The sequence below is a fragment of the Bacillus sp. AFS012607 genome, assembly GCF_002558005.1.
GTDB classification, from domain to species: Bacteria; Bacillota; Bacilli; order Bacillales; family Bacillaceae_G; genus Bacillus_A; species Bacillus_A thuringiensis_S.
The window spans coordinates 1-24,966 of the sequence record NZ_NTVM01000014.1 but is presented as its reverse complement, the minus strand read 5'-3'; the positions used below and the strand labels follow the sequence as shown (position 1 = coordinate 24,966).

The window sequence follows — 24,966 nt, the reverse complement described above, 5'->3', positions numbered from 1 at the left end:
GTAAAGCAATGGGAACATATTTATATTGTATACTTCCATTTATAGCTTGGGTAGCTTCGGGAGTATTGAAATTTTTAGTGAATTATCTTCGTTCTGGAAAAGATGCTTTTCGTTTAGTTGGAAATGGTGGATTTCCTAGTACGCATACAACGATTTTATCAAGTATGGTCATGACAATAGGGTTTCATGAAGGGTTTAATACACCGATGTTTGGAATCGGGATGGCAATTTTAACAATTGTTATCATTGATGCCACAGGACTTCGCCGTACAGTTGGTAAACATGCAAGAATGTTGAATAAACATATAAGTTCGGAAGAAGAAAAATTAAGAGAGCGTCAAGGACATCATTGGCATGAGATTTTTGGTGGACTTGTGTTAGGAACAGTTATTGGGTACGTGGCACATCTAATTATGTTATTTCTACCGTAGAGAGGAGAAGAAGTATTGAATATTTGGAATGGTTATAAAGGAAAGGGGATATTAGCCCTTGTCCTTTTCATTTTTTATTGGTCATTTTATTTTTTTATCGGTTGGAAAATGGATACTCACTCTAAGCTTCTTAATGAAGCGTGGGTGGTTGATACCTATTTTTCTTTTGATCAAGGGTATTATATCATCTCCTTTTTTCTTGAAAAAGTAGATATAGCAGCGGCGACCTGGTTCCGACATCCATTCCTTTATTATTTTATTCAACAATTCATGTGGATGCTGGAGACAGTAAAAGTAGGGAATATTGTACATGGTATTATATTCATTCAAACGTTTTTAAGCGCGCTCAGTGTAGTGATGATTTATACATTATGCTGTAAAATTTGTAAGAATACGATTGTTTCTTTTTTACTAGCGGTCATGTATGGATTTTCAGCTACTATGTTAGTTATTACGTGGACACCAGAATCTTTTAGCTATGCAAATTTCACATTGGTACTTATGTGCTTTGTATGCTATCCATTTATTACAGGGGAAAAAGAAGCGAAAATAGGATTTAGTATTGCGAATGTATTGTTGGCAATAGGAATAACAGGGGTTACATTAACCAATTCGTTTATGTGGTTTTTAGGTAGTGTGATGAGTTATAAGAAACTACGGAAAAAAATTATTTGGACTGGTATTTCGATTGTTATTGTCGTGGTCCTGTTTGTATTAGTAATGAACGCAAATAATGTAGTTCTTATCGAAGGATTAAAGGGTAGTATGGACTTTGCTGCGCAAGGACAGAATTTTTCACCAGAATACGTTAAGCCATCAGGTATATTAGTATTTCATCTATTATTAGGATCTTCATTCATCTTTGGACCATTCTCGGAAGTTACTTTAAGACAAGGTGAGCAATTCGCACAATTAAATATGCTTCCATCGCATACTATGATCGGGTGGATTGTGATTGTATCTGTGTATGCTTTTATAATAGTAGCTGTATGGAAAAACTTTAGAACAGAGCCTTTCGTAAGGTTTTTAAGTTTCTGTTTACTATTTAATATTGTTTTACATGGAATTGTTGGTTTTGGGGCATCTGAAGCATTTATTTATGGCGCACATATGCTGTTTACAATACCGTTATTATTGGCATATGGTTTTAAAGTGATGAGACGTGTAAAAGTAGTTGCTTTATGTTTAATATTAATATTAATAATTATAAATAACTTTGAAAGTATGCTATATTTTTATCATTTTGCAGTCTCCAATTATTCTTTATAATAAAATAGATTTTTAATAAAAGGGTACTTTAGATAGGATTTCTAAAGTACCCTTTTTTACTATTTCTTAAAAATAGATAAAAAATAATAGCTGGAAGTGAAGCATTTTAGAAAAAATATAGTTGCTATGAAAGAGGTCTAAACATGTTTTGAGTACAAAAAGAGTAGCAAACCATGAAGAGATAATTATTGTACTTAGACATCCCTGTGAGCGCATAATTTAAGGTCAGCTCGAGCAATGGTGTAGGTAATTCGTATACTTTTCGAGCATTTTGTAGAAGAATAATTTTTTGAAGAAAAAGCTGTCTCAAATTTTGGAGACAGCCTTTTTTATTGATGTGGTAGGTGTATTTGTTGGTAATTCGATATAACTTCATTTACTACCGCGCTGTTCAAAAAAGTGCTAAAAAGTGTTTATAAAGAAATCGTATACAAAATCCCATTTAAAGCAAAAGAAGTACGGCCCGTTTCTTCAGAGACAACTAATATAAGTGCATCACTCTTTTCTGATAAGCCAATTGCAGCTCTGTGCCGTGTTCCCAGCTCAGGATCAACTTCTGTACTTTTCGTTAAAGGAAGAATATTAGCAGCTGAGACAATATGATTATTTTTTACGAGAACGGCACCGTCATGAAGAGGGTTACCTGGATAAAATATTGATTCGAGTAATGGTGCAGTTAAGTGAGCGTTTAATGTCGTTCCAGTTTGAATGAAAGCTTCAAGCGTCTCGTTTCGTTCCACAACGATAAGAGCACCATGTTTTCTGGCGCTTAAATGTTGGATAGCTGTTGTAATAAAAGATGAACTTTCCGTATAAGGTGATAAATATGCCTGAATATAGTATGTAGCTGCCAATGTTTGTACATTTGCCAACATATGATGAATATCTTCCATTTTGCATAAAATGCATTCATCTTCTTTATCGATTGCGTTCCTCATAATCGATAGTTCTCTTTCAGCAATTTCAATCATTTGCTTTGTTTGTATTTTGAGCTCTTCTGACAAGCCCCATTCGTGCATAATCCTCATTCCCTTTAGTGGAGTATTTAACAATAGTGTATACAAATATTCCTAGTAAAATCCTGCTAGATTTTATAAAATATTGAGATACGGCATGTTTTTTTCATATAATAAAGGTATGACGAGCGAGAGGAGAGAGAAGAATGAATTGGAAACAAGAATTTAGTCGCTGGCTTTCTTACGCACAATTAGATGCAGAATTAAAAGAACAGCTAGAAAACATGAAGCAAGATGAGAAGAAAATCGAGGATAGCTTTTATAAAAACCTAGAGTTCGGCACAGGTGGTATGCGTGGTGAACTTGGTGCTGGTACGAACCGTTTAAACGTATATACAGTTCGTAAAGCAACAAAAGGATTAGCAAGCTTTATTGAAAAGTTAGGTGAGGAAGCGAAAAAACGAGGTGTTGTTGTAGCCTATGATTCTCGTCATAAATCACCTGAGTTTGCAATGGAAGTCGCTGCTACACTTGGTGCACGTGGTATCACAACATATGTGTTTGAAAGCTTACGTCCAACGCCAGTACTTTCTTTCGCAGTTCGTCATTTACATACAGTAAGTGGAATCGTTCTTACGGCAAGCCATAATCCGCCTGAATATAACGGATACAAAGTATACGGTGAAGATGGTGGACAGTTGCCGCCAAAAGAAGCGGATGAGTTAATTAGCTACGTAGATGCAATAGAAGATGAATTAACAGTTGAAGTCGCTGATGTAGAGCAATTAAAAGCTGACGGTTTATTACATATTATTGGACAAGAAGTAGATGATGCATATGCTGCAGAATTGAACAATGTCATCATTAATAAAGAAATGGTGGAAAAGGCCGGCAAAGACTTAAAAATCGTCTTTACACCATTACACGGAACATCAAATATTTCTGTACGCCGTGGTTTAGAAGAAGTTGGATTTACAGATGTAACAGTTGTAAAAGAGCAAGAGTTACCAGATCCAAACTTCTCTACAGTAAAATCACCGAACCCAGAAGAGCACGCCGCGTTTGAGTATGCAATTCGTGACGGTGAAAAGGTAGGCGCAGATGTATTAATCGCAACTGATCCTGACGCAGATCGCCTTGGTGTAGCTGTTCGTAATCATAATGGTGAGTTCCAAGTATTAACAGGAAACCAAACAGGTGCATTAATGCTTGATTACTTACTATCTCAAAAGAAAGAAAACGGAATACTTCCAGAGAACGGTGTCGTATTAAAAACAATCGTAACGTCTGAAATTGGCCGTACAATTGCAAAAGCGTACGGTTTAGATACAGTTGATACGTTAACTGGATTTAAATTTATCGGTGAGAAAATTAGACAGTATGAAGAAAGCGGACAATACGAATTCCAATTCGGTTATGAGGAAAGCTATGGTTATTTAATCCGTCCATTCTGCCGTGATAAAGATGCAGTACAATCTGTCCTATTTGCATGTGAAGTAGCTGCATACTACAAATCACAAGGGAAAACGTTATATGATGGTCTATTAGAAGTATTTGAGAAGTATGGTTTCTTCCGTGAAGACCTTGTATCGTTAACGTTAAAAGGAAAAGATGGAGCGGAACAAATCCAAGAGATGATGGCGACGTTCCGTGAGAATCCTCCGAAAGAAGTAGCAGGCTTAACAGTCGTAGCAGTTGAAGATTATAAAGCAAGCATCATTACATCTTTACAAGATGGACATAAAGAAGAGATTCACTTACCGAAATCAAATGTGTTAAAATATCAATTAGAGGATGGTTCATGGTTCTGCCTACGTCCATCTGGAACTGAACCGAAGATTAAGTTCTACTTCGGTGTACAAGATAGTTCTTTACAAAATAGTGAACAAAAGTTACTTACTATTAAAGAAGACATTATGAATCGTTTATAATACAAAGTAATTTTAAGTAGTAAGGAACAAAAGGGAGCGAAATCTCCCTTTTGTTTTATGTAGGAAATGATTGCTATTAATTCCGACAGGAGAGAGGGTATTTTGTGATGAAAAAAGTAAGAAAAGCGATAATCCCAGCAGCTGGATTAGGAACACGTTTTTTACCAGCAACGAAAGCAATGCCGAAAGAAATGTTACCGATAGTAGATAAACCAACGATTCAATACATTGTAGAAGAAGCAGTGAAATCGGGAATCGAAGATATTATTATCGTTACTGGTAAAACAAAGCGCTCTATCGAAGATCATTTTGATAACGCATTTGAACTAGAACAAAACTTATTAGAGAAGAAAAAATATGAGTTGCTTGAAAAAGTACAAGCTTCTTCAAAAATGGTAGATATTCATTACATCCGTCAAAAAGAGCCGAAGGGACTAGGACATGCTGTTTGGTGTGCACGTAAATTCATTGGTGATGAGCCATTTGCAGTGTTACTAGGTGATGATATTGTCCAAGCTGAGAAACCATGTTTACGTCAATTAATGGATGAGTATGAAAAAACACTTTCTTCTGTTATTGGTGTACAAACTGTTCCAGAAACAGAAACACACCGTTACGGAATTATCGATCCATTAGAACAAGAAGGTCGTCGTTACCAAGTTCGCAATTTCGTTGAGAAACCAGCACAAGGTACAGCACCTTCAAACTTAGCGATTATGGGCCGTTACATTTTAACGCCTGAAATCTTTATGTTCTTAGAACAGCAACATGTCGGTGCTGGCGGTGAAATTCAGTTAACAGATGCAATCCAAAGCTTAAATGAAATCCAACGTGTATTTGCTTACGATTTCGAAGGAAAGCGCTACGATGTAGGTGAAAAGCTAGGATTCGTTCAAACGACAATTGAAATGGCCCTGCAACACCCAGAATTACGTGATGACATGGTTGCGATGATGAAGAAAATTTTAGAAGAACAAGCGAATCAAGAGTCTTAATATAAAAAAGAGTTATTTCAGCTTGTTGAAATAACTCTTTTTTTATTATGAAATCGTCGAATGAGAATGCTGATAAGCAGAACGACGCACAGCATAGTATATGCGAGGTGCGATAATAGCACCGATAATTGTAAATGCAATATCCTTTACTGCGAACCACATCATAATCATCCAAGCAGCTTTATAACTCATATTACCGCCCATAAAGAGATTGACTGCCCCGTACATGTAAGTAGTACCGATTATATAAGTTAAAATAATTCCTGTGAAAGAGGCAATAGCAAATGTAATGAATGTTGGTCTTTCTTTTTGTTCTACTAGTTTTCCCGATACGTAAGCAACGATAATAAATGCGATAATAAAACCACCAGTAGGATCTAAAAGTGCTCCAAATCCAGCTTTGAAGTTAGCAAAGATTGGTGCGCCGGCTACGCCAACGAGCATATATACAGTCATGGATAAGGCACCAAGTCTACTTCCAAGAAGAAGACCTGCTAAAATTGCGAAAAATGGTTGCATAGATAATGGGATGCCCGCTACTTGCAGGAATGGTGCCCAAGATACAATATTTGCACCAATGGCCATAAGAGCGACGAACATGGCAGCTAATGCTAAATCTAAAACATGAAATCTCCTCATAATGTTAACCTCCTGTTGTTTTTAGGTTAACATTATCGTAGCGAAAATATTTACTTGTTGTCAATCAAAATATTTTGATAAGAAGGCTTTAAATAGTCTCTTAGCAATGTATATGGAATACGAAATTGCGGAATTCCACTTGAATACGGAGCAATTTCATATAAAGGGAAATAAATGACGAGATTGTCTGGCTCTAAAAAGAAGTGAAACTTTTTCATACTCATTACCTTTTCAGTTGCATCAGGAAAATAAATACTTTCATTTTGTTTAATTTGTCTTACAATCTCTGCACGGATTACATCTTTATATTTATCTTTTTGTTGAAATAAATCGTCTAAGTGCAGTAGCTTTTTTTCGTTTAAATCAAATGTATTTGCCTTCCACGTATAAAGACCATGTGCTCCGCCAGTATATTGATAGTAATTCACATATAGGCTAAGAAAAGGTGGTTTGTTTAATGAGACTTTATAATCGACATTTGCTACGTACGGATGAAATGGTGTACTAGATCCTTCTGTCTCTTTATAATATTTTTTTGCTTCTTTTTCTAATTTGTTTTTAAATTTGTCAGTGGATTTTTTGTAATATAAATTGAGCTTATTTTGAAATTTAGAGTCAGAAAAGTTGTGAAAAGAAGGCCTATTTATTTGATATTCTATATAAGGTTTCTTACCTTTTTGCGTTACAGTCTTAACATCGATTGTCAGGTTAGATGCTTTGGCTGTTATTGCACAATTTGGTACAATAGTCAGCAAGGAGAACATAAGCAGTAATATACAAAATTTCTGTTTCATTTAGGTGAAGCCTCCTTATATAAGTGTTATAAGTAGTTTGAAAATAAATAGGTAAAATTATACATTTAATTAAAGTAAGAGAAGGAGGAAGCGATATGGCAAAAACTTTAATGGATTCACTTGGAATTGAGTTGTTAGAGATGACAGAAGAAAAGGTGGTTGCTACGATGCCTGTTGATGAGCGTACGCATCAGCCGTTTGGATTTTTACATGGTGGTGCATCGGTTGCATTAGCAGAAACAGTGGCAAGTGTTGGTTCATACAATTTAATTGATCAAGAAAAATGTATTTGTTTCGGATTAGAAATTAATGCAAACCACATTCGCTCAAAGAAAGATGGAATTGTAACAGCGATTGGGACACCGATACATAGAGGACAATCGACAATGGTTTGGGATGTTCGCATTATTGATGAAAATGATGATTTACTATGTATATCAAGATGTACAGTAGCAATTAAAGAAAAACGTGAAAAGTAAAAAAGAGGCGCTCTTATGAGCAGCCTCTTTTTCTTATAATTAGAACTGGATTTTCTTCTCTAAGAAACCTTTTAGTTCGCTAATTGGCATACGAACTTGTTCCATTGTGTCACGGTCACGTACTGTAACAGCTTTGTCTTCAACTGAGTCGAAGTCGTATGTGATACAGAATGGTGTACCGATTTCGTCTTGACGACGGTAACGTTTACCGATAGAACCAGTTTCATCAAAGTCTACCATGAAGTCTTTAGCTAATTCTGCAAATACTTCAGTAGCACCTTCAGATAGCTTTTTAGATAATGGTAAGATAGCTGCTTTGTATGGTGCTAAAGCAGGGTGGAAACGAAGAACTGTACGAGAATCGTTTTCTAATTGTTCTTCTTCATATGCATCACATAAGAATGCTAATGTTACGCGGTCTGCGCCTAAAGATGGCTCGATGCAGTATGGTACGTAACGCTCATTCGTTTGTGGATCGATATAGTTAAAGTCTTCGTTTGAGTGTTCCATGTGACGTTTTAAGTCGAAGTCTGTACGAGATGCAACGCCCCAAAGTTCGCCCCAACCGAATGGGAATTTGAATTCAATGTCAGTTGTTGCATTACTGTAGTGAGATAACTCTTCTTCACCGTGGTCACGAAGACGCATGCTCTCTTCAGTCATACCAAGTGAAAGTAACCAGTTTTTACAAGTTTCACGCCAGAATGCGAACCACTCTAAATCTTCACCAGGCTTACAGAAGAATTCAAGTTCCATTTGTTCGAATTCACGTGTACGGAATGTGAAGTTACCAGGCGTGATTTCGTTACGGAAACTCTTACCGATTTGGCCAATACCAAATGGAAGCTTTTTACGCATAGAGCGTTGAACGTTTTTGAAGTTTACGAAAATACCTTGTGCTGTTTCAGGACGAAGGAAAATTTCGTTTGTGCTAGACTCTGTAACACCTTGGAATGTTTTGAACATTAAGTTGAACTGACGGATTTCAGTGAATTCTTCACTACCGCAATCAGGACATTTTACTTCATGTTCTTTCATTAAGTCAGCCATTTGGTCGAAAGTAAGACCGTCAACAACCATTTCAATGCCTTTTGCATCTAAAGCATCCTCAATTAATTTGTCAGCACGGTGACGAGCTTTACATTTTTTACAGTCGATCATTGGATCGTTGAAGTTACCAACGTGACCAGAAGCGATCCAAGTTTTAGGGTTCATTAAAATAGCTGCGTCTAAACCAACGTTGTGTGGAGATTCTTGAATGAATTTTTTCCACCAAGCTTTTTTAACGTTATTTTTTAATTCGATTCCAAGTGGACCGTAATCCCAAGTGTTTGCAAGACCACCGTAAATTTCAGAACCAGGGAAAACAAAACCGCGATGTTTCGCTAAGTTTACAACTTGTTCCATTGAATACATAAGAAAATCCTCCTTTTGAAAGTTAACGTATTGGCGATGATATACTCTGATACTTTGGAAACGAGCAGTATATGCTAAAAAGAACATAAAAAAACGCTCATCCCAAGGCTTATTTGCCTAGGGACGAGCGTTTGCCCGCGGTTCCACCCTAGTTGATACACAAAAGGTGCATCCACTTTATCATGTATTGCTCGGGACTGCCGTTTCCTTGCGGTTTCAGGCTTTCACTATCCCTGAATCGCTTTTTATGCAAGTACTTATAAGTCCGTCATCGCTACTTATATTAATAATAATGAACATATTCTAACACGTTCTTTTTTAAATCTCAATAGAGGAACGTGTCTATCTATGATAGAGTCTCGCCTATTTTTTCATTATTTATTCCGTAATTTTGTTTAATATGCTTAATTGCTTCACGCTTACTTAATGGAGCGAGTTCATTGTTTTGCACGTATTCCCAAACTACATCCGGATTTGTTTTTGCATATTCACGAAGGACCCAGCCAATCGCTTTTTGAATGAAAAATTCTTTTGAAGAATGTAGTTGCCCAATAATCCAGAAAAGAAGTTCTTCATCCATCTTTTGTTTATATTTCAGTTGGAATAAAATAGCGGCACGTTGTAACCATATGTTATCTGATGCAATCCATTTTGGAATATACGCAGAAATTAATTCTGGGTGTTTTAAAAAGATAGTACCTAAGAATGTAGGGACGATGCTATCGACAGAGTCCCACCAAGATTTTGTGACAATAAGTTCTTCTAAGAAGGGGATATGAGTTTCGTTTATATGCTTTTTATATTTTTGCATGATATCAAGTGCGGCCGCTTGGAATTCACGTTCTGGTAAGTCCCAAAGCTCGCGTACAATAATTTGGAAGTCTTTTTTATCTGGGAGAGTATGTATTTGAATGACGTCTTTTAATAATTGGCGCCTTTCCGGTGTTTGAATACCTAGAAATGGGAAGTGATTTTTCATATAACGAGTCATAGGTTCTGCTTTTTCAGGATTTTGATGAGCTGTAAAATGCTCTTGTAATGCTTTTACAAATGGATGCATACGTGTTTCTCCTCTCTTATTCTCTTTCTTCTCTTATTATACAAAGAGTTTGGATAAATTTTAAAACATAACTTGCAATGTAATGAAATATGTTGAAAGTAGAGAGGAGAGGATAAGATGGAGGATCAAGGCGTACTAGCAGGTTTCTTTGCTCTTAGTTTTGCGTTTATTCTTGTTGTATTGATTTGGGCAATTATTGCGTATTTATTAACGGCTTTTGCACTGTATACGATGGCGAAAAATGATGGTGCAACGGATGGTGCTCTTGCGTTTATTCCTTTTTTAAATAGTAAGATATGGGGTGATTTAGCAAAAGACAAATTACCGGATTTCTTAAAAGAAGAAGCGGGATGGAAAGTATTCGGCATATATGTCGCATGTTTCATTTTTAACTTCGTACCAATTCTATATTTATTAGCAACAGCTGTATCGATTGTGCTGTCTATTTATCTTATCTACGCAATTTTAGATAGATACGGAACGAATTCTATATTGTTTACGATTATTCATACAATCACATTTTCGGTTTTCTTACCGATTCATTTATTTATTATTCGAAATGAACCGGTGAGATATAAAGAGTAGATTTTTCGTTTCTGTTGATAAGTCGATATATTTTAGATATAAGTAAAAAAGCGCCCTGATTATCAGGGCGCTTTTTCTACTACATAAGGTAGCGTAAATAAATATAAATGTGAGAAATGATTAATGAAACGATCATAATTGGGAAACCGACTTTTAGGAATTCCATGTAACTAAATTTATGTCCTTCGCGGCTCGCGATACCTGCAACGATTACGTTAGCAGAAGCTCCGATTAATGTTCCGTTTCCGCCGAGACAAGCACCTAGTGCTAATGCCCACCATAATACATCGATTTGTGCGTCAGATGGTGATAAGCCTAGCCCAACTGCCATATCGTTAATAAGTGGAATCATTGTTGCGACGAATGGGATGTTATCAATTGTTGCAGAGGCGATACCAGATACCCATAAAATAAGGATGGATGCGTAAGAAATATCTCCGCCTGTTATACCAATTACTTTTTGAGCTAACATTTTGATAAGACCGATATCGATAAGTCCTCCAACAAGTACGAATAGCCCTGCGAAGAAGAAGATTGTTACCCACTCTACGCTTGCAAATACTTCTTCAATTTCATGCTCTTTCACACCAATTAACATAAGTACAGTAGCACCAGTTAAGGCAATGATAGCCGCATCAATATGGAAAATAGAATGAGTCATGAAACCTACAATTGTAAGTCCAAGTACCGTTAAAGATTTTTTCATTAATACTGGATCTTTAATGTATTGTTTTTCATCTAAGCTCATTAATTTTTTGACTTGTACAGGATCGGCAATTAATTGTTTGCGGTACATGAAGTAAAGTATTGTTGCTGTAACTCCAATAATAATAATTACGATTGGTGCTAGATTCAATAGGAAAGCATTGAAGTCTAAATGTTTATTGGCAGAACCAATCATAATGTTAGGTGGATCACCAATTAATGTTGCCGTTCCCCCAATGTTTGAAAAAATAATTTCAGAAAGTAAATAAGGAACAGGATTTACTTGCAGTATGCGCGTAATAGATAAAGTAACTGGAACAACAAGAAGTACAGTTGTAACGTTATCTAAAAATGCGGAGCCAAGCGCAGTAAGTAGGGAAAGGGAAATTAAAATTTTAATTGGATTTCCTTGTGCCCTTTTTGCTGCTTTAATGGCAACGTATTGGAAAACACCTGATTTACTCGTAATGTTCACCAAAATCATCATACCGATGAGTAGCGTAATCGTTCCCCATTCAATATGTTTCGTAAAGGCGTTATGTAAATCGACGACCCCCACAATTACCATGAGTGCTGCACCAAGAAGTGCGATGACAGCGCGATTAATTTTTTCAGAAATAATAATGGCATATGTAATTAAAAAGACTGCGATAGCAAAATAATACTGCCAGTTAGCGAGTTCTTGCGTTGTTTCGTGCAAAAATCTCATCTCCTTTCATTCATTTTTCTTAGTGTGTCAAATATTAACTAGATGAAACACACATAACGTCATTATAAAGTAGAAAAACTGCGGATGTAAATGAAAGGAGGGATTTTGTCATATTTTCTGCATAGGTCATTTTTTCTTATTTTTTAAAATATTTGTGGGCATTTGACATATATATAAGATACATCCAATCTGAATATTTAAAATGGAATTAGCATTCGAGCTTGTTCGTGTAGGAGTGTCAAATAGAAAGGAATGACAAAAATGATAAGGAAGGGATCGTATGGATGAACAACGATTTTTATTTTTAGACTTTGAGTTTACGATGCCCCAGCATAGAAAAAAACCGAAAGGATTTTTTCCGGAAATTATTGAGGTAGGACTCGTTTCAGTTGCTGGCTGTAAGGTGGAAGATACGTATTCATCACATGTCAGGCCGAAAACATTTCCCTCCTTAACGGATCGATGTAAGAAGTTTTTAGGAATAAAACAAGAAGTCGTGGATAAAGGGATTTCATTTCCTGAACTCGTTAAGAAGCTTGCAGAATACGAAACGAAATGTAAACCGACAATTGTAACGTGGGGAAATATGGATATGAAAGTGCTGAAGCATAATTGTGAAATGGCAGGGATAGCTTTTCCATTCTTCGGGCAGTGTCGTGATTTATCGCTTGAGTATAAGAAGTTTTTTGGGGAAAGAAATCAAACAGGATTATGGAAAGCAATTGAGGCGTACGGAAAAGTAGGGACAGGGAAGCATCATTGTGCGCTTGATGATGCGATGACGACGTACAATATTTTTAAACTAGTAGAAAAAGATAAAGAGTATTTAGTAAAACCAGCACCACCAACATTAGGAGAACTCGTTGATTTTTCAAAAGTGTTAAAGAAAGTGAGCACACAGTAACGACCAAATTGCACATTATGTAATTTGGTCGTTTTGTTTTTTTAGAGTTTGTAGTCCTTCTTTAACTGTTCTAATGTTTCTAGACTACGCTCTGCAAAAGGTGAATCATCTTCAGAAAATGAATTCATTTGAGTTTCTAATGCTAATTTTAGTGACTCGGTATAATCAGGAATTTCTCCTTCATATTTCTTTACCATTTGCTGTGGAATGTTCGTTTGCTCACGAAAAGCTAAAGCGCGTCTTTCATGGAAAAATGGTACGTCAGCTTGTTTTACGTTATGTAAGTCACCTTGCACCGGATGTTTTAAAACAGCTAATACTTTTACGACATAACTACCAGGACGGCTATTTGTAATTTCGCCGATGTATTTTCCTGTTTTATAAATACCAGTAACGATTTCACCAATTTCAAATGTTTCTCTCATATTTTTCACCTCAAGTTTATAGTAAGGAAAGTAGGAGGAGGAGTCAAAGAAATCATTCACTTTCGGAACGCCTCTTGAGAATATGAACTGGTTCAACTATAATTTAAAGATATATAACAGAAAATTCTGATGTTTTTTTGAATCCTATAATTAAGGAGTGTTCGTTATGATGCCTTTATATTTTCCGGAAGATAAAACAGAATATATTATTCCAGGGATTGTGTGCGTTCTATTTATTATCGGTGCTATTGCCACGTGGCGCATGTTTATTCGTATATCAAAAAGAGAAGCAGAGCGATTACAGAAAGTTGAAGAAAAACTATTAGCTGAAAAGAAACAGTAACGCATTTTTGTATGTTTCCCTCTATGCTCGGACAATCTAAGGGCAGAATATATTTTGGAGGGAATGGAATGAAGAAACGGCTTTTTTTCAGTTGTTGTTTATTATTTCTGATGGCAGGTTGTGACCAAGGAAAGCCGAAAGAAATTGAAGTGAAATTACATAATGCTTCAGGAGATGAAGTAGGGACTGCGAAAGTAGTTCAGCAAACAAGTGGAGTGAAAATTACGATTAAAGGGGAAGGTTTCACGCCAGGACCACACGGACTACATGTACATGAAATCGGAGAGTGTAAGGCACCTCGTTTTGAATCATCCGGGAATCATTTTAATCCTGATGATAAAAAACATGGTCTTCTTAATCCGAAGGGTGCAGAAAACGGTGATTTACCGAACGTAATTGCAGACGGTTCTGGAAAGATCAAGGCAGAAATCGACGCGCCGCACATAACGCTTGAAGAAGGAAAAACAACGATTCATAGAAAAGATGGAGCGTCTATTATTATTACAGAAAACGCTGATGATGGTATGACACAACCGACAGGTAAATCAGGTGATCGAATTGCTTGTGGTGTCATTGTAAAAAAAGCATCGGATATGAAGAAAAAGTAAAAGCTACCGTGCATGGTAGCTTTTTTTGTGAAACGTAATTGAAAAGATATGGATAAAGGAGGTTGTCCTAAAATGATTTATGACAGCCTCTTTTCTTATTATGAAAACGTATGACGCAGTCTGTTCAAAATTTCTTCTAAAACAGATCGTGGACAGCCGATGTTAATTCGAATATGTTCTTCCCCACCTAACCCGTATTTCTCACCAGGTTCAACGATGATTTTTCCTTTTTCCTCAAGTAATGCAGTACGCTCGTTTTGAGAAAGCTTTAGACGAGAACAATCAATCCATAATAAAAAGCTACCTTCTGGCTTCGTTACGGAAAGAGCAGGTATGTGAGTTTTGATATATTCATAAGCAAATTGAGCATTATCTTCTATATATAATCGAATTTCGTTTAGCCAATCATTACATTCTGTATAGGCACTTTGCATCGCTGTGTAGGCGAAGATATTTAACCCGTGGAAGCCTTGTCTATATTGGATAGCTGTAAAGGCGTGACGGAGTTTTTCGTTTGGAATGATAATAATCGACGCTTGTAATCCAGCGATATTAAATGTTTTACTTGGAGCCATACAAGTGATAGTGCGTTCTGCTAATTCTTCAGATAAGGAAGCGAACGGTGTATGTGTATGGTCTGCATAAATGATATCGGAATGAATTTCATCCGCGACAACGATTACGTTATATTTAGTACATAACGATCCGAGCTGCACAAGTTCCTCTTTCGTCCAAACGCGTCCGATTGGATTATGAGGGCTACAAAGAAGCATGAGTTTGACGCCTTGCTGAAACTGCTTTTCTAAATGCTCGAAGTCTATCACATATGTATCATTTTGTTTCTGTAATGGACTCACGCATAACTGCCTATTATTTGTTGTGACCATTTCGAAAAATGGAGGATAAATAGGTGGTTGTACGAGAACGGATTCGTTTTCTTTTGTAAAAGCCTGTATGCTCGTACTAAGAGCTGGAACGATCCCTGCACTAAAGACGATCCATTCTTTTTGAATGTCCCAGTCGTATTGTTGTTTTGTCCAGTTACAAATAATATCCCCAATATTTTCAGGGGGAAGCGTGTAGCCAAAAATCGGATGTTCAATCCGTTGTTTTAAGGCAGTTTGAATTGGTTTTGGTACTTCAAAATCCATATCAGCAATCCAAGCATGGATAAGTTCTTCGTTTTTATATGTATCCCATTTTATACTATGCGTTCCACGTCGATTGATTGCTTTATGAAATAGTTGCATAAGTTTGCCCCCTTCTTCTGTAAAACCAATAAGTTACGAAAGTTCTCTCTCTTCTTATAGAATAGCTGATGTGATAGGATAAAGAAAAGTATTAAAAAGTGAAAAGGCGGGAAGCGAATGGGTACATATGAAAAGATGATAGAGGTTGTGAAGAATTGGGATCCGTTTCAAATGGGACCGGAGTTTTATGAAACAGAAGCGAGCGATGTTGTGAACGTCATAAGTGTGTTTGATGATCCAAAATACATCGCAAAGAAGATTCAACATATATACTTTATGTCTTTTGAGGAAGTACCTGCGCTTGAAAAATGTGAGAAGTTAGCTGTGGAATTACTTGTAATAAAAGAAGGCGGAAGTTGTTCATTATAGGCTGTCGGAATTTCCGACAGCCTTTTTTATATTATCCCGCTATTTGCTTGGTAGTAAGACCCCACCTCAAAATTCAGCGGAAGCAAAGAAGTTAGGTGGGGACTGATTAAAGTTTCACTTTATTGCGCAGAAAAAGCGATAATTTCTTCATAAACATGTTTAGGCTTTTCTTCAGGTAGTAAATGTCCTGTATTTTCGTAAGAAATAAATTTTGAATTCGGTAAATCTTTGTGTAGACGATGACCTACATGTACAGGGACGACGCGGTCTTTTTCACCCCAAATGAGCAAGATAGGTGTTTCGATTTTTTGTAATTCAGTTGAAGATAAGTCACCTTCACGGTCTCGTATCATGCGAGTTAAAGCGGGAAATATACGGTCGTCATAAAAAGGAGCGGAGTAACCTTTTTTCATTTCATCGTCAATTAATGAGTGATCATGAACGACATTCATTAAGTTATGAACAATACCGCGTCTAATAATCCAGTTCTTTACGTATAAATGAAAGAACGGTAAATAAGAAGAGTATAGTAAAGGTAAGGTTGCGCGTGCTAAATAGCTAGAGCTGCATAGTAAAATCGTTTTTGAAATGAGTTCAGGACGTATACGGTTTACATAGAGAGAAATTTGCCCACCCATAGAGTGCCCAACTAATACAATGTTTGAGAGAGATAAATGTTCAATTAAATCAATAATAATCGTTGCTAAATTGTGATAAGAATACTTAAACAGATGAGACTTATCACTTTTTCCGAACGGTGGTAAATCAAGAGCAATCACTGTTCCTGCTTTCGATAGTAAGGGAATGAGACGACGGTAACTAAATGAGGAAGATAAAAAGCCGTGAACGAGTACGAAAGTAGGACGTTCTGTTTTGTTATCGTGTTCATACAATTCGTAATGAATAGTAGTGCCGCGAGTGGAAAAAGTGAAATAAGGACAAGTATATTCGTGATTCATTTTTTGTCACTCCATTGATTTTTGTTCATATCATCTCCAAGGAAGAAGAAAATATGTTAACAAAAAAAGGCAAGATGACGATGTCATCTTGCCTTTCGTTTATTCAGTATTACCCGCGAACAATATTAGGCGGTGTTTTTCCTTGTAATCCTGCAACTAAATTTTCAGCGGCGGTCATAGCCATTTGCTGCCTAGTTTTTAATGTTGCAGATCCGATGTGTGGTAAAGTCACAACATTTTGTAATGATAAGAGTGGATTATCTTTTTGAATCGGCTCTTGTGTAAATGTATCGATACCTGCTGCAAAGATTTTCTTTTCTGTTAAAGCATGGATTAACGCTTCTTCATCTACTGTTTTCCCGCGAGAAGCATTAATGAAGATTGCTGTTTCTTTCATTAATGAAAATTCCTTTTCTCCGATAAGGTGATATGTTTCATCTGTTAATGGAGTAAGAAGAACAATAAAGTCAGACTGCTCCAGTAGCGTCTGTAAATCACAATATGTAGCATCGAATTTTTGTTCAGCTTCTTCTTTACGACGGCGGTTATAGTAAAGAACATTCATATCAAATCCGAATTTTGCTCGTTTTGCAACGGCTTCTCCAATTCGGCCCATACCGATAATACCAATTGTGCTATGGTGTACATCTAGTCCGAAGTGTTCTTTTCCAATTTCAGCGTTCCATTCACCATTTTTCACATAAGAATCGAGTTCGCAAACACGGCGCCCAGCAGATAACATAAGGGCGAAAACGAGATCAGCTACTGTATCATCTAATACGTATGGTGTATTCGTTCCGATAACATTTCGGTTTTTCATCGCTTGTAAATCAAAATTATCGTAACCGACAGAAATGTTGCTCACTACTTTTAAGTTAGGAGCCACTGTCAGTAATTCTTCATTAATAGCAGATCCGAAATTTAATAACCCATCTTTATCTTGTATTTTTTCTAATAGAACATCACGGGGTACTTTCTCATTTTGATCCCATTTTTCATAATCACAGTGTTCTGATAAATAGTTTTCTACAAATGTTGGAACTGGTTCAGCAATATAAACTTTTGGTTTCACGATTCCATCCCCTTTCGCTTTATCACGCATTTTTCCACTGATTAAAGTTTCACTTTACCCCGCATTAACGGACAGTAAGTCTCCCACCTCAAAAAGCAGCTCAAGCAAAGAGGTTAGGTGGGAGAGCAACTGTCCGTAAAAGCCCGATTGGTGTGGGCTGATAATCAGTGGGGTGAAGCATTTCGCTGATTAAAGTTTCACTTTATTTTGACATAATTCAATAGAAAAATCTTCTTTTCAAACTGGAAAGGGTATTTGTATAATTTAAACACAAACGAAAAGGAAGGATGATTTATATGGTGACAGAAAAAGAATTAGAATTATTAGCTTGTCTTGAAAAGAGTAGTCGATTATCTGTAGATACATTAGCGAAGCTGTTAAATATAGAGGTAGAAGAAGTAAAGAAGATGGTTGCGAGGTTAGAAAATGAAAAGATTATTGTGGATTATGTAACACATATTGATTGGACGAAGGTGAAAGAACATACAGGTTTAACGGCAATGATCGATGTGAAAGTTACGCCAAAGCATGGCGTTGGGTTTGATGCGGTTGCTGAACAAATTTATCGTTATTCAGAAGTGAAATCTGTTTATTTAATGTCAGGGACATATGATCTTTCTATTACATTAGAAGGGAAAACGATGGGAGAAGTAGCGATGTTTGTTTCTGAGAAATTAGCAACAATTGAATCTGTTGTTTCTACAACTACTCATTTCATTTTGAAGAAGTATAAACATGAGGGCGTTATTTATGAAAAAGACGATGATGATAAGCGAATTGTGGTGACACCATGAAGCAATTTGAACTATCTAGATCAGCAGAATCTTTAAAACCATCTGGTATTCGAAAATTTTTTGATTTAGCAGCAAATATGAAAGGTGTTATTTCCCTCGGGGTAGGAGAGCCGGATTTTGTTACACCTTGGAATGTAAGGCAAGCATGTATTCGTTCTTTGGAACAAGGGTATACGTCATATACAGCAAATGCAGGATTATTGGAGCTCCGTCAAGAAATAGCAAAGTATCTAAAAAAACAATTTGCAGTATCTTATGATCCAAGTGATGAAATCATTGTTACAGTTGGAGCGAGCCAGGCGTTAGATGTAGCGATGCGCGCCATTATAAATCCTGATGATGAAGTGCTCATTATTGAACCGAGCTTCGTTTCTTATGCACCACTTGTGACATTAGCTGGAGGAGTTCCGGTTCCTGTGGCGACTACGTTAGAAAACGAGTTTAAAGTACAACCAGAACAAATTGAAGCAGCTATTACAGCGAAAACAAAGGCAATTTTGCTTTGTTCACCAAATAACCCGACAGGTGCAATGCTAAATAAATCCGAGCTTGAAGAAATAGCAGTGATTGTTGAGAAGTACAATCTAATCGTATTATCTGATGAAATTTATGCAGAACTTGTATACGACGAAGTATATACAAGTTTCGCGAGTATTAAAAATATGCGTGAGCATACGATTTTAATTTCAGGATTTTCAAAAGGATTTGCGATGACAGGATGGCGCCTCGGTATGATTGCAGCTCCTGTTCAATTTTCAGAATTAATGCTCAAAATCCATCAGTATTCAATGATGTGTGCACCGACGATGTCTCAGTTTGCAGCACTTGAGGCGTTACGCGCAGGGAACGATGAAGTAATTCGAATGAGAGATAGCTATAAGAAGCGTCGTAACTTCATGACGACATCTTTCAATGAAATGGGCTTAACGTGTCATGTGCCGGGCGGAGCATTTTATGTTTTTCCTGCTATATCTTCAACCGGATTATCTTCAGCGGAATTTGCAGAACAGTTATTGTTGGAAGAGAAAGTGGCCGTTGTCCCTGGTAGCGTATTTGGCGAAAGTGGTGAAGGATTTATTCGTTGTTCATATGCAACGTCGCTTGAACAACTTATGGAAGCGATGAAGAGAATGGAACGGTTTGTAGAAAATAAAAAAAGGACAAAACGTAATACGTTTTGTCCATAAAAGGGGGGGAATACTAGAAAGCCATGTGTTAGTAGTCTATCCCAATATTGGAGAATTATACTTCTTTAAGGGAAATTTTTCATGAATTTTGAATGAGTTCTGTCATAGTGGTATAATTTACTAATATAAGGTATACGCATTCTAGATAACGTTATCTAGAACGCGTACTAACCAATCGGATATTTAAAATAAATATATCTGCTTTGCTCTTTATAATTGTAGAGAGAATGGTAAACGTATGGGAGTGTTTCATATGTCAGAACAATATACAACAGGAGTGGTTGTAACAGGGAAAGTGACTGGAATTCAAGATTACGGTGCATTTGTAGCGTTAGATGCAGAAACACAAGGACTTGTGCATATATCTGAAATTACAAATGGATATGTAAAGGATATTCATGACTTTTTAAAAGTCGGCGATACAGTAGAAGTAAAGGTACTTTCAATTGATGAAGAGCACAGAAAAATGAGTTTATCGTTAAAAGCGGCGAAAAGAAAACAAGGAAGGATTCTTATACCGAACCCATCTGAAAACGGATTTAATACGCTGCGAGAAAAGTTGGCAGAATGGATTGAAGAGTCCGAGTTAACAAAGTAAAAGAGGAACGCATATGAGCGTTCCTCTTTTACTTTATCTTATGATATATATTTGCAAATATGATTGCATGCAATCATATTCGTATGTCGGAGGTGAAAGGACATACTGACTATCGAATTTCGTTTGTTTCTGGGTGTGTACCAAGATTTTCAGATGGTTTAAACAGTAAACCAAGATTGATAAGCCCAGATATACCAACGATGCCGTAAATAATACGTGCAAGAGCTGAATTTTGTCCACCGAAAATGGCTGCTACTAAGTCAAACTGGAAAAATCCGATTAGTCCCCAGTTCACAGCGCCAATTACAGTAAAGACTAATGCGATACGTTGCAAAGTACTCATGAAAAAGCCCCCCTTAATTGTGAAGCATGAGCAAGCGATGAGTTAATTAACTCTTTTATAGAATGGGGTAGTTATGTTGTTTTTATACATAAAAAATGTTCGAAAGATGATGTATATACATCTATACCGAAAAATACGAATTTTTATGCAAAAAATGAACTTTTTCTAAAAAATATATATTGGTTACGTTTACAATGGTTGAATCGCTTGATTTACAACTTCAGTTTCGCTAAAGTGAATACAGAAATACATATCCATAATTGGAGGGAAAAAGATGAGTACACATGTAACGTTCGACTATTCTAAAGCGTTATCCTTCATCGGTGAACATGAAATCACTTATTTACGTGATGCAGTGAAAGTAACACATCACGCAATCCACGAAAAAACTGGAGCTGGGAACGATTTCCTTGGGTGGGTAGACCTTCCGCTTCAATATGACAAAGAAGAATTCGCTCGCATTCAAAAATGCGCAGAAAAAATTAAAAATGACTCTGACATTTTACTTGTTGTAGGTATTGGTGGTTCTTACTTAGGGGCACGCGCAGCAATCGAAATGTTAAACCATTCTTTCTACAACACGCTTTCTAAAGAACAACGTAAAACTCCACAAGTGCTATTTGTTGGACAAAACATTAGCTCCACTTACATGAAAGATTTAATGGACGTATTAGAAGGTAAAGACTTCTCTATTAACGTTATTTCCAAATCAGGTACAACAACAGAGCCAGCACTAGCATTCCGTATCTTCCGTAAGTTATTAGAAGAAAAGTATGGAAAAGAAGAAGCTCGCAAACGTATTTATGCAACTACAGATAAAGCACGTGGTGCATTAAAAACATTAGCTGATAACGAAGGTTACGAAACATTTGTTATTCCAGATGATGTTGGAGGACGTTTCTCTGTATTAACGCCAGTTGGTTTATTACCAATCGCAGTAAGTGGCTTAAATATTGAAGAGATGATGAAAGGTGCAGCTGCTGGTCATGATGACTTCGGAACGTCAGAACTAGAAGAAAACCCAGCTTACCAATATGCAGTAGTTCGTAACGCTTTATACAATAAAGGAAAAACAATTGAAATGCTTGTTAACTATGAGCCAGCACTTCAATACTTCGCTGAGTGGTGGAAACAGTTATTTGGTGAAAGTGAAGGAAAAGATCAAAAAGGTATTTTCCCATCTTCAGCAAACTTCTCAACTGACTTACACTCATTAGGTCAATACGTTCAAGAAGGTCGTCGTGACTTATTTGAAACAGTTCTTAAAGTAGGTAAATCTACACATGAACTAACAATCGAATCAGAAGAAAACGATTTAGACGGATTAAATTACCTTGCTGGTGAAACTGTAGACTTTGTAAACACAAAAGCATACGAAGGTACATTACTTGCACATAGCGACGGGGGAGTACCAAACTTAATCGTCAATATTCCTGAATTAAATGAGTACACATTCGGTTACCTTGTATACTTCTTCGAAAAAGCATGTGCGATGAGCGGCTACTTACTAGGGGTAAATCCATTTGACCAACCTGGCGTAGAAGCATACAAGAAGAACATGTTTGCTTTACTTGGTAAACCAGGATTTGAAGAATTAAAAGCAGAATTAGAAGAGCGTTTAAAATAATAAAAAGCGACCGGAATCCGGTCGCTTTTTATTATTTTATCGAAAAGTCCATCAGTATATTCAAGCTAGAGTGGGTATGCTAAAGGAAAAGTCTTGGAGGGATGGACTTGATTCCAATTCAATCAAATTTAGAAGGACGTACATATGCGCTATTTAAGTTAGAAGAGATTATGAAACCACTTGGATATAGCATTGGTGGTAATTGGGATTATGATAAAGGATGCTTCGATTACAAAATCGATGAAGAAGATGGGTATCAATTTTTACGAGTGCCGTTTACAGCAGTAGATGGTGAACTGGATGTACCTGGTGTAGTAGTCCGTCTTGAAACGCCGTATATTCTTTCGCACGTATATCAAGACGAACTAGATGATAATGTGAATACTTTAACCGCTGGAACGAGTGGGATGGATCAATTTGCTGAACCGAAAGATCCAGATGGAGATGTAAAAAGAAAATATATCAATATTGGGAAAGTGCTCATGCAAGAACTAGAGCGTCATTTTATTAATGGTGAATAACAATGAGTATGTCGCTTTCGATAAGAATGAAGGTATGGACTGGATTAATCATATATTGATCATCACGCTTTATACCTAGTAAGAGAATGTTTTGTTTTAGAAGGGTATAGCTACAATTTGCAAAGGTTTGTCCGGTGCAGGACGGAGAAAGCTCCATCAGTTGTAATTTGTTATCAGAGATTTCATCGTAAAGTGAGAATAGTACACCTGAAATAGAAGGGAATAAAAGAGAAGCGGTAAATACATAACTCGTTAATTTATTTCCTTCTATAATTTCTGACGCGCCCGCTCTCGTTGCATTTTGAATTTGTTCAGTAGTAAGTAGTTCGGCGATGCAGTGAATGTTTGGATTGAGTCCTTTCGCAGTTAAAATATTTAAAATGGACTGTGTATCTGCTAAGCTTTCGTTCTTTTCTTTATCCGCTGTTATTAATATGGTGTGTGCCGTTGCAATATTAGCCTTTAATAAAGTTTGATCGTGATGCGGACAACCTTTTATAAATTCTAAATGATGAAAGGGTTTTGGGAGTAAAGAAAGTGTTTCATCAATTAAAACGATATCAAGGTTTGGTTGTAGTACATGCATTTGCTTTACAACATGTTTTGCACGCTCATTCCAGCCAACGATAATCATATGACCGTTAGAGGTAGCGGCTTCTTCACCTTTAACTTTCATGTATTGTTTACTAATCATCTCAGTAGCGAATAGAACCATATAATAAGAACAAAAGCCAGTTCCTAATAAAATAATACTTATACCTATTAGTTTTCCTATCGTTGTATGGGGAGCAAAGTCGCCATATCCAACTGTAAAAATGGTAACAATTGACCACCAAATTCCGTCAAACCATGTAGTGAAATGAGAGGGTTCTAATCTATGTATAAGAAAACCAGAAAAAGCAGTGAGTACAATAATAAAACAAATTAAACGAAAAATAATGGAATCACGAAATGTATCTACTAAATTCGGACGGGATTTCAATAGTAAATTCCTCCTTGTTTTACAGGACTACATTCATTGTTACCATTATAGAAAAAAGAAAAACTCTCTAATTAAAGAGAGTTTATTTTATGCTACATACTTTCCACTTCAGTTTGTTGGACACTTTCAAGATGCTGGAGAGTATAGTAAACATCAGCGGTATGTCTTTTTTGATCAATGGACAGTTTAAGATGTAAATAGTGAGAACCGTTTTCTAACGTTTTAAGCTTCATATTTTTAACGTTTATATCCATTTCTTTTATCTCCTCGATTACAACCGGGATATTGTCCATATTTCGCACAACAAGTTTCACTGCAATATCACGTTGACGAAATGATCTAGGACCTACAAACTTCATTGTCAATGGTATAAGTTCGACACTAATCATAAGAAAACACATTCCGAAAATTGCCTCGATATAGAAACCAGCTCCAACGGCAATACCAATACCAGAAGCACCCCAAATCATAGCGGCAGTCGTGAGTCCTGCAATGCTATCGTTGCCTCTTCTTAAAATTACGCCAGCACCTAAAAAACCAATTCCTGATACAATTTGAGCGGCAAGTCGAAGTGGATCCATATTCATATGATCGGTATGTGGTAAGTTATAAGCTGCTTTAATAGAAACAATCGTTAGGAGGCAACTAATAATAGAAATAACTAAACACGTTTTTAAACCAAGTGGTTTCCGTTTTAATTCGCGTTCTAAACCAATGGCAAATCCTAAAATAGCCGAGAGACCTAGTTTGATTAATAAATCGGTATAGTCCATATATATTCCTCCTTGTATGATATGGTATATGAATAAAACTCTTATTATAGAAAGAAACGTTTTTTGATAGAGTAACTTTATATAAAATATATGTAGGAATTAATCATACATGAAAGAGATATTTCGTTTAAGTATATGATATTAAAAAAGAAATGTGGGCAGTTTTTAAAAAAGTTTATAAAAGGTGTTGCATTTCATTTTTCACCATGATATATTAATAACCGTCGCTGATGCGGAAACGC

The 24,966-nt window shown here is 36.4% G+C and carries 28 protein-coding genes; 15 read left to right on the top strand and 13 right to left on the bottom strand.

The genetic code is table 11. The features are described from left to right. Positions 1 to 8 precede the first annotated feature (8 nt). Together CN409_RS18980 and CN409_RS18975 are read left to right on the top strand one after the other, a co-directional pair. Positions 9 to 431 carry a divergent PAP2 family protein gene (locus CN409_RS18980; protein ID WP_000537660.1) on the top strand — a complete coding sequence of 141 codons (423 nt, stop codon included), beginning with the start codon at positions 9 to 11 and terminating at the stop codon, positions 429 to 431. Positions 432 to 446: 15 nt separating this feature from the next. Further along, positions 447 to 1,700: a DUF6080 domain-containing protein gene (locus CN409_RS18975; RefSeq protein WP_001028674.1), complete on the top strand. Its 1,254-nt coding sequence runs from the start codon at positions 447 to 449 to the stop codon at positions 1,698 to 1,700. Between the two features lie 413 nt (positions 1,701 to 2,113). Here CN409_RS18975 and cdaS read toward each other — a convergent pair whose 3' ends face one another. Continuing rightward, entirely contained in the window at positions 2,114 to 2,719 is a 606-nt protein-coding gene (cdaS, locus tag CN409_RS18970) for a sporulation-specific diadenylate cyclase CdaS (protein WP_000545255.1), read from the bottom strand. A 143-nt stretch (positions 2,720 to 2,862) separates the two neighbouring features. Here cdaS and CN409_RS18965 point away from each other — a divergent pair, with 143 nt between their 5' ends. After that, positions 2,863 to 4,587 carry a phospho-sugar mutase gene (locus CN409_RS18965; protein WP_001104214.1) on the top strand — a complete coding sequence of 575 codons (1,725 nt, stop codon included), beginning with the start codon at positions 2,863 to 2,865 and terminating at the stop codon, positions 4,585 to 4,587. A 107-nt stretch (positions 4,588 to 4,694) separates the two neighbouring features. Next, entirely contained in the window at positions 4,695 to 5,582 is an 888-nt protein-coding gene (gene galU, locus CN409_RS18960; protein ID WP_000757823.1) for a UTP--glucose-1-phosphate uridylyltransferase GalU, read from the top strand. A gap of 45 nt (positions 5,583 to 5,627) precedes the next feature. Here galU and CN409_RS18955 read toward each other — a convergent pair whose 3' ends face one another. Both CN409_RS18955 and CN409_RS18950 read right to left on the bottom strand, forming a co-directional pair. Next, the gene (locus CN409_RS18955) at positions 5,628 to 6,221 is read right to left on the bottom strand and encodes a biotin transporter BioY (protein ID WP_001252163.1); all 594 of its coding nucleotides are present in this window, start codon (positions 6,219 to 6,221) and stop codon (positions 5,628 to 5,630) included. 50 nt (positions 6,222 to 6,271) lie between these two features. Continuing rightward, complete coding sequence (locus CN409_RS18950; protein WP_000810328.1) at positions 6,272 to 7,015, bottom strand: DUF3298 and DUF4163 domain-containing protein; 744 nt, start codon at positions 7,013 to 7,015, stop codon at positions 6,272 to 6,274. A gap of 95 nt (positions 7,016 to 7,110) precedes the next feature. Here CN409_RS18950 and CN409_RS18945 point away from each other — a divergent pair, with 95 nt between their 5' ends. Beyond that, on the top strand, positions 7,111 to 7,494 hold the full coding sequence (locus CN409_RS18945) for a hotdog fold thioesterase (protein WP_001140616.1): 384 nt from the start codon (positions 7,111 to 7,113) through the stop codon (positions 7,492 to 7,494). 39 nt (positions 7,495 to 7,533) lie between these two features. On the opposite strand, the gene CN409_RS18940 is transcribed toward CN409_RS18945, so the two are convergent. Continuing rightward, on the bottom strand, positions 7,534 to 8,910 hold the full coding sequence (locus tag CN409_RS18940; RefSeq protein WP_000287148.1) for a glycine--tRNA ligase: 1,377 nt from the start codon (positions 8,908 to 8,910) through the stop codon (positions 7,534 to 7,536). Positions 8,911 to 9,256: 346 nt separating this feature from the next. Further along, positions 9,257 to 9,970, bottom strand: a complete 714-nt coding sequence (locus CN409_RS18930) for a DNA alkylation repair protein (protein ID WP_000553316.1) — start codon at positions 9,968 to 9,970, stop codon at positions 9,257 to 9,259. Between the two features lie 117 nt (positions 9,971 to 10,087). Between CN409_RS18930 and CN409_RS18925 the strand changes: the two genes are divergently transcribed. Then, on the top strand, positions 10,088 to 10,555 hold the full coding sequence (locus CN409_RS18925; protein ID WP_000390065.1) for a hypothetical protein: 468 nt from the start codon (positions 10,088 to 10,090) through the stop codon (positions 10,553 to 10,555). Between the two features lie 79 nt (positions 10,556 to 10,634). Here the strand turns inward: CN409_RS18925 and CN409_RS18920 are convergent, their stop codons facing one another. Then, positions 10,635 to 11,960, bottom strand: a complete 1,326-nt coding sequence (locus CN409_RS18920; protein ID WP_000545235.1) for an ArsB/NhaD family transporter — start codon at positions 11,958 to 11,960, stop codon at positions 10,635 to 10,637. Between the two features lie 289 nt (positions 11,961 to 12,249). On the opposite strand from CN409_RS18920, the gene kapD reads away from it, so the two are divergent. Next, a complete protein-coding gene (gene kapD / locus CN409_RS18915; protein ID WP_000344356.1) occupies positions 12,250 to 12,873 on the top strand; it encodes a 3'-5' exonuclease KapD in 624 nt (207 codons plus the stop codon). A gap of 41 nt (positions 12,874 to 12,914) precedes the next feature. On the opposite strand, the gene kapB is transcribed toward kapD, so the two are convergent. Then, a complete protein-coding gene (gene kapB / locus CN409_RS18910; RefSeq protein ID WP_001209326.1) occupies positions 12,915 to 13,298 on the bottom strand; it encodes a kinase-associated lipoprotein KapB in 384 nt (127 codons plus the stop codon). Positions 13,299 to 13,464: 166 nt separating this feature from the next. Between kapB and CN409_RS31915 the strand changes: the two genes are divergently transcribed. Beyond that, positions 13,465 to 13,641: a hypothetical protein gene (locus CN409_RS31915; protein ID WP_000982756.1), complete on the top strand. Its 177-nt coding sequence runs from the start codon at positions 13,465 to 13,467 to the stop codon at positions 13,639 to 13,641. A gap of 68 nt (positions 13,642 to 13,709) precedes the next feature. Continuing rightward, positions 13,710 to 14,249 (top strand): superoxide dismutase [Cu-Zn], encoded by a 540-nt coding sequence (gene sodC / locus CN409_RS18905; protein ID WP_000746518.1) that lies wholly within the window; start codon positions 13,710 to 13,712, stop codon positions 14,247 to 14,249. Between the two features lie 98 nt (positions 14,250 to 14,347). Here sodC and CN409_RS18900 read toward each other — a convergent pair whose 3' ends face one another. Further along, the gene (locus CN409_RS18900; RefSeq protein WP_001175811.1) at positions 14,348 to 15,499 is read right to left on the bottom strand and encodes a MalY/PatB family protein; all 1,152 of its coding nucleotides are present in this window, start codon (positions 15,497 to 15,499) and stop codon (positions 14,348 to 14,350) included. Positions 15,500 to 15,616: 117 nt separating this feature from the next. Between CN409_RS18900 and CN409_RS18895 the strand changes: the two genes are divergently transcribed. Then, complete coding sequence (locus CN409_RS18895) at positions 15,617 to 15,868, top strand: YugE family protein (RefSeq protein ID WP_000537641.1); 252 nt, start codon at positions 15,617 to 15,619, stop codon at positions 15,866 to 15,868. Between the two features lie 119 nt (positions 15,869 to 15,987). On the opposite strand, the gene CN409_RS18890 is transcribed toward CN409_RS18895, so the two are convergent. Next, complete coding sequence (locus CN409_RS18890) at positions 15,988 to 16,827, bottom strand: alpha/beta fold hydrolase (RefSeq protein WP_001015203.1); 840 nt, start codon at positions 16,825 to 16,827, stop codon at positions 15,988 to 15,990. A gap of 109 nt (positions 16,828 to 16,936) precedes the next feature. Next, complete coding sequence (locus CN409_RS18885) at positions 16,937 to 17,929, bottom strand: 2-hydroxyacid dehydrogenase (RefSeq protein ID WP_001205003.1); 993 nt, start codon at positions 17,927 to 17,929, stop codon at positions 16,937 to 16,939. A gap of 266 nt (positions 17,930 to 18,195) precedes the next feature. On the opposite strand from CN409_RS18885, the gene CN409_RS18880 reads away from it, so the two are divergent. The 3 genes from CN409_RS18880 to yugI all read left to right on the top strand — a co-directional run bounded on the left by CN409_RS18880 (position 18,196) and on the right by yugI (position 20,478). Next, a complete protein-coding gene (locus tag CN409_RS18880; protein WP_000255696.1) occupies positions 18,196 to 18,693 on the top strand; it encodes an Lrp/AsnC family transcriptional regulator in 498 nt (165 codons plus the stop codon). Then, complete coding sequence (locus CN409_RS18875) at positions 18,690 to 19,880, top strand: aminotransferase (RefSeq protein ID WP_000808529.1); 1,191 nt, start codon at positions 18,690 to 18,692, stop codon at positions 19,878 to 19,880. Before CN409_RS18880 ends, CN409_RS18875 begins: the two co-directional genes overlap by 4 nt. Before the next feature lie 253 nt (positions 19,881 to 20,133). Beyond that, a complete protein-coding gene (yugI, locus tag CN409_RS18870; protein WP_000003764.1) occupies positions 20,134 to 20,478 on the top strand; it encodes a S1 domain-containing post-transcriptional regulator GSP13 in 345 nt (114 codons plus the stop codon). A 109-nt stretch (positions 20,479 to 20,587) separates the two neighbouring features. Here the strand turns inward: yugI and CN409_RS18865 are convergent, their stop codons facing one another. Beyond that, on the bottom strand, positions 20,588 to 20,821 hold the full coding sequence (locus CN409_RS18865) for a DUF378 domain-containing protein (RefSeq protein ID WP_000105788.1): 234 nt from the start codon (positions 20,819 to 20,821) through the stop codon (positions 20,588 to 20,590). Positions 20,822 to 21,095: 274 nt separating this feature from the next. Here CN409_RS18865 and CN409_RS18855 point away from each other — a divergent pair, with 274 nt between their 5' ends. Both CN409_RS18855 and CN409_RS18850 read left to right on the top strand, forming a co-directional pair. Continuing rightward, positions 21,096 to 22,448 (top strand): glucose-6-phosphate isomerase, encoded by a 1,353-nt coding sequence (locus CN409_RS18855; protein ID WP_000103654.1) that lies wholly within the window; start codon positions 21,096 to 21,098, stop codon positions 22,446 to 22,448. A gap of 107 nt (positions 22,449 to 22,555) precedes the next feature. After that, positions 22,556 to 22,969, top strand: a complete 414-nt coding sequence (locus tag CN409_RS18850; RefSeq protein ID WP_000612326.1) for a YugN-like family protein — start codon at positions 22,556 to 22,558, stop codon at positions 22,967 to 22,969. On the opposite strand, the gene CN409_RS18845 is transcribed toward CN409_RS18850, so the two are convergent. Further along, positions 22,956 to 23,951, bottom strand: a complete 996-nt coding sequence (locus CN409_RS18845) for a potassium channel family protein (protein ID WP_000842324.1) — start codon at positions 23,949 to 23,951, stop codon at positions 22,956 to 22,958. The genes CN409_RS18850 and CN409_RS18845 overlap by 14 nt on opposite strands. A 92-nt stretch (positions 23,952 to 24,043) precedes the next feature. Continuing rightward, positions 24,044 to 24,724 (bottom strand): MgtC/SapB family protein, encoded by a 681-nt coding sequence (locus CN409_RS18840; protein WP_000386682.1) that lies wholly within the window; start codon positions 24,722 to 24,724, stop codon positions 24,044 to 24,046. Positions 24,725 to 24,966: the final 242 nt, after the last annotated feature.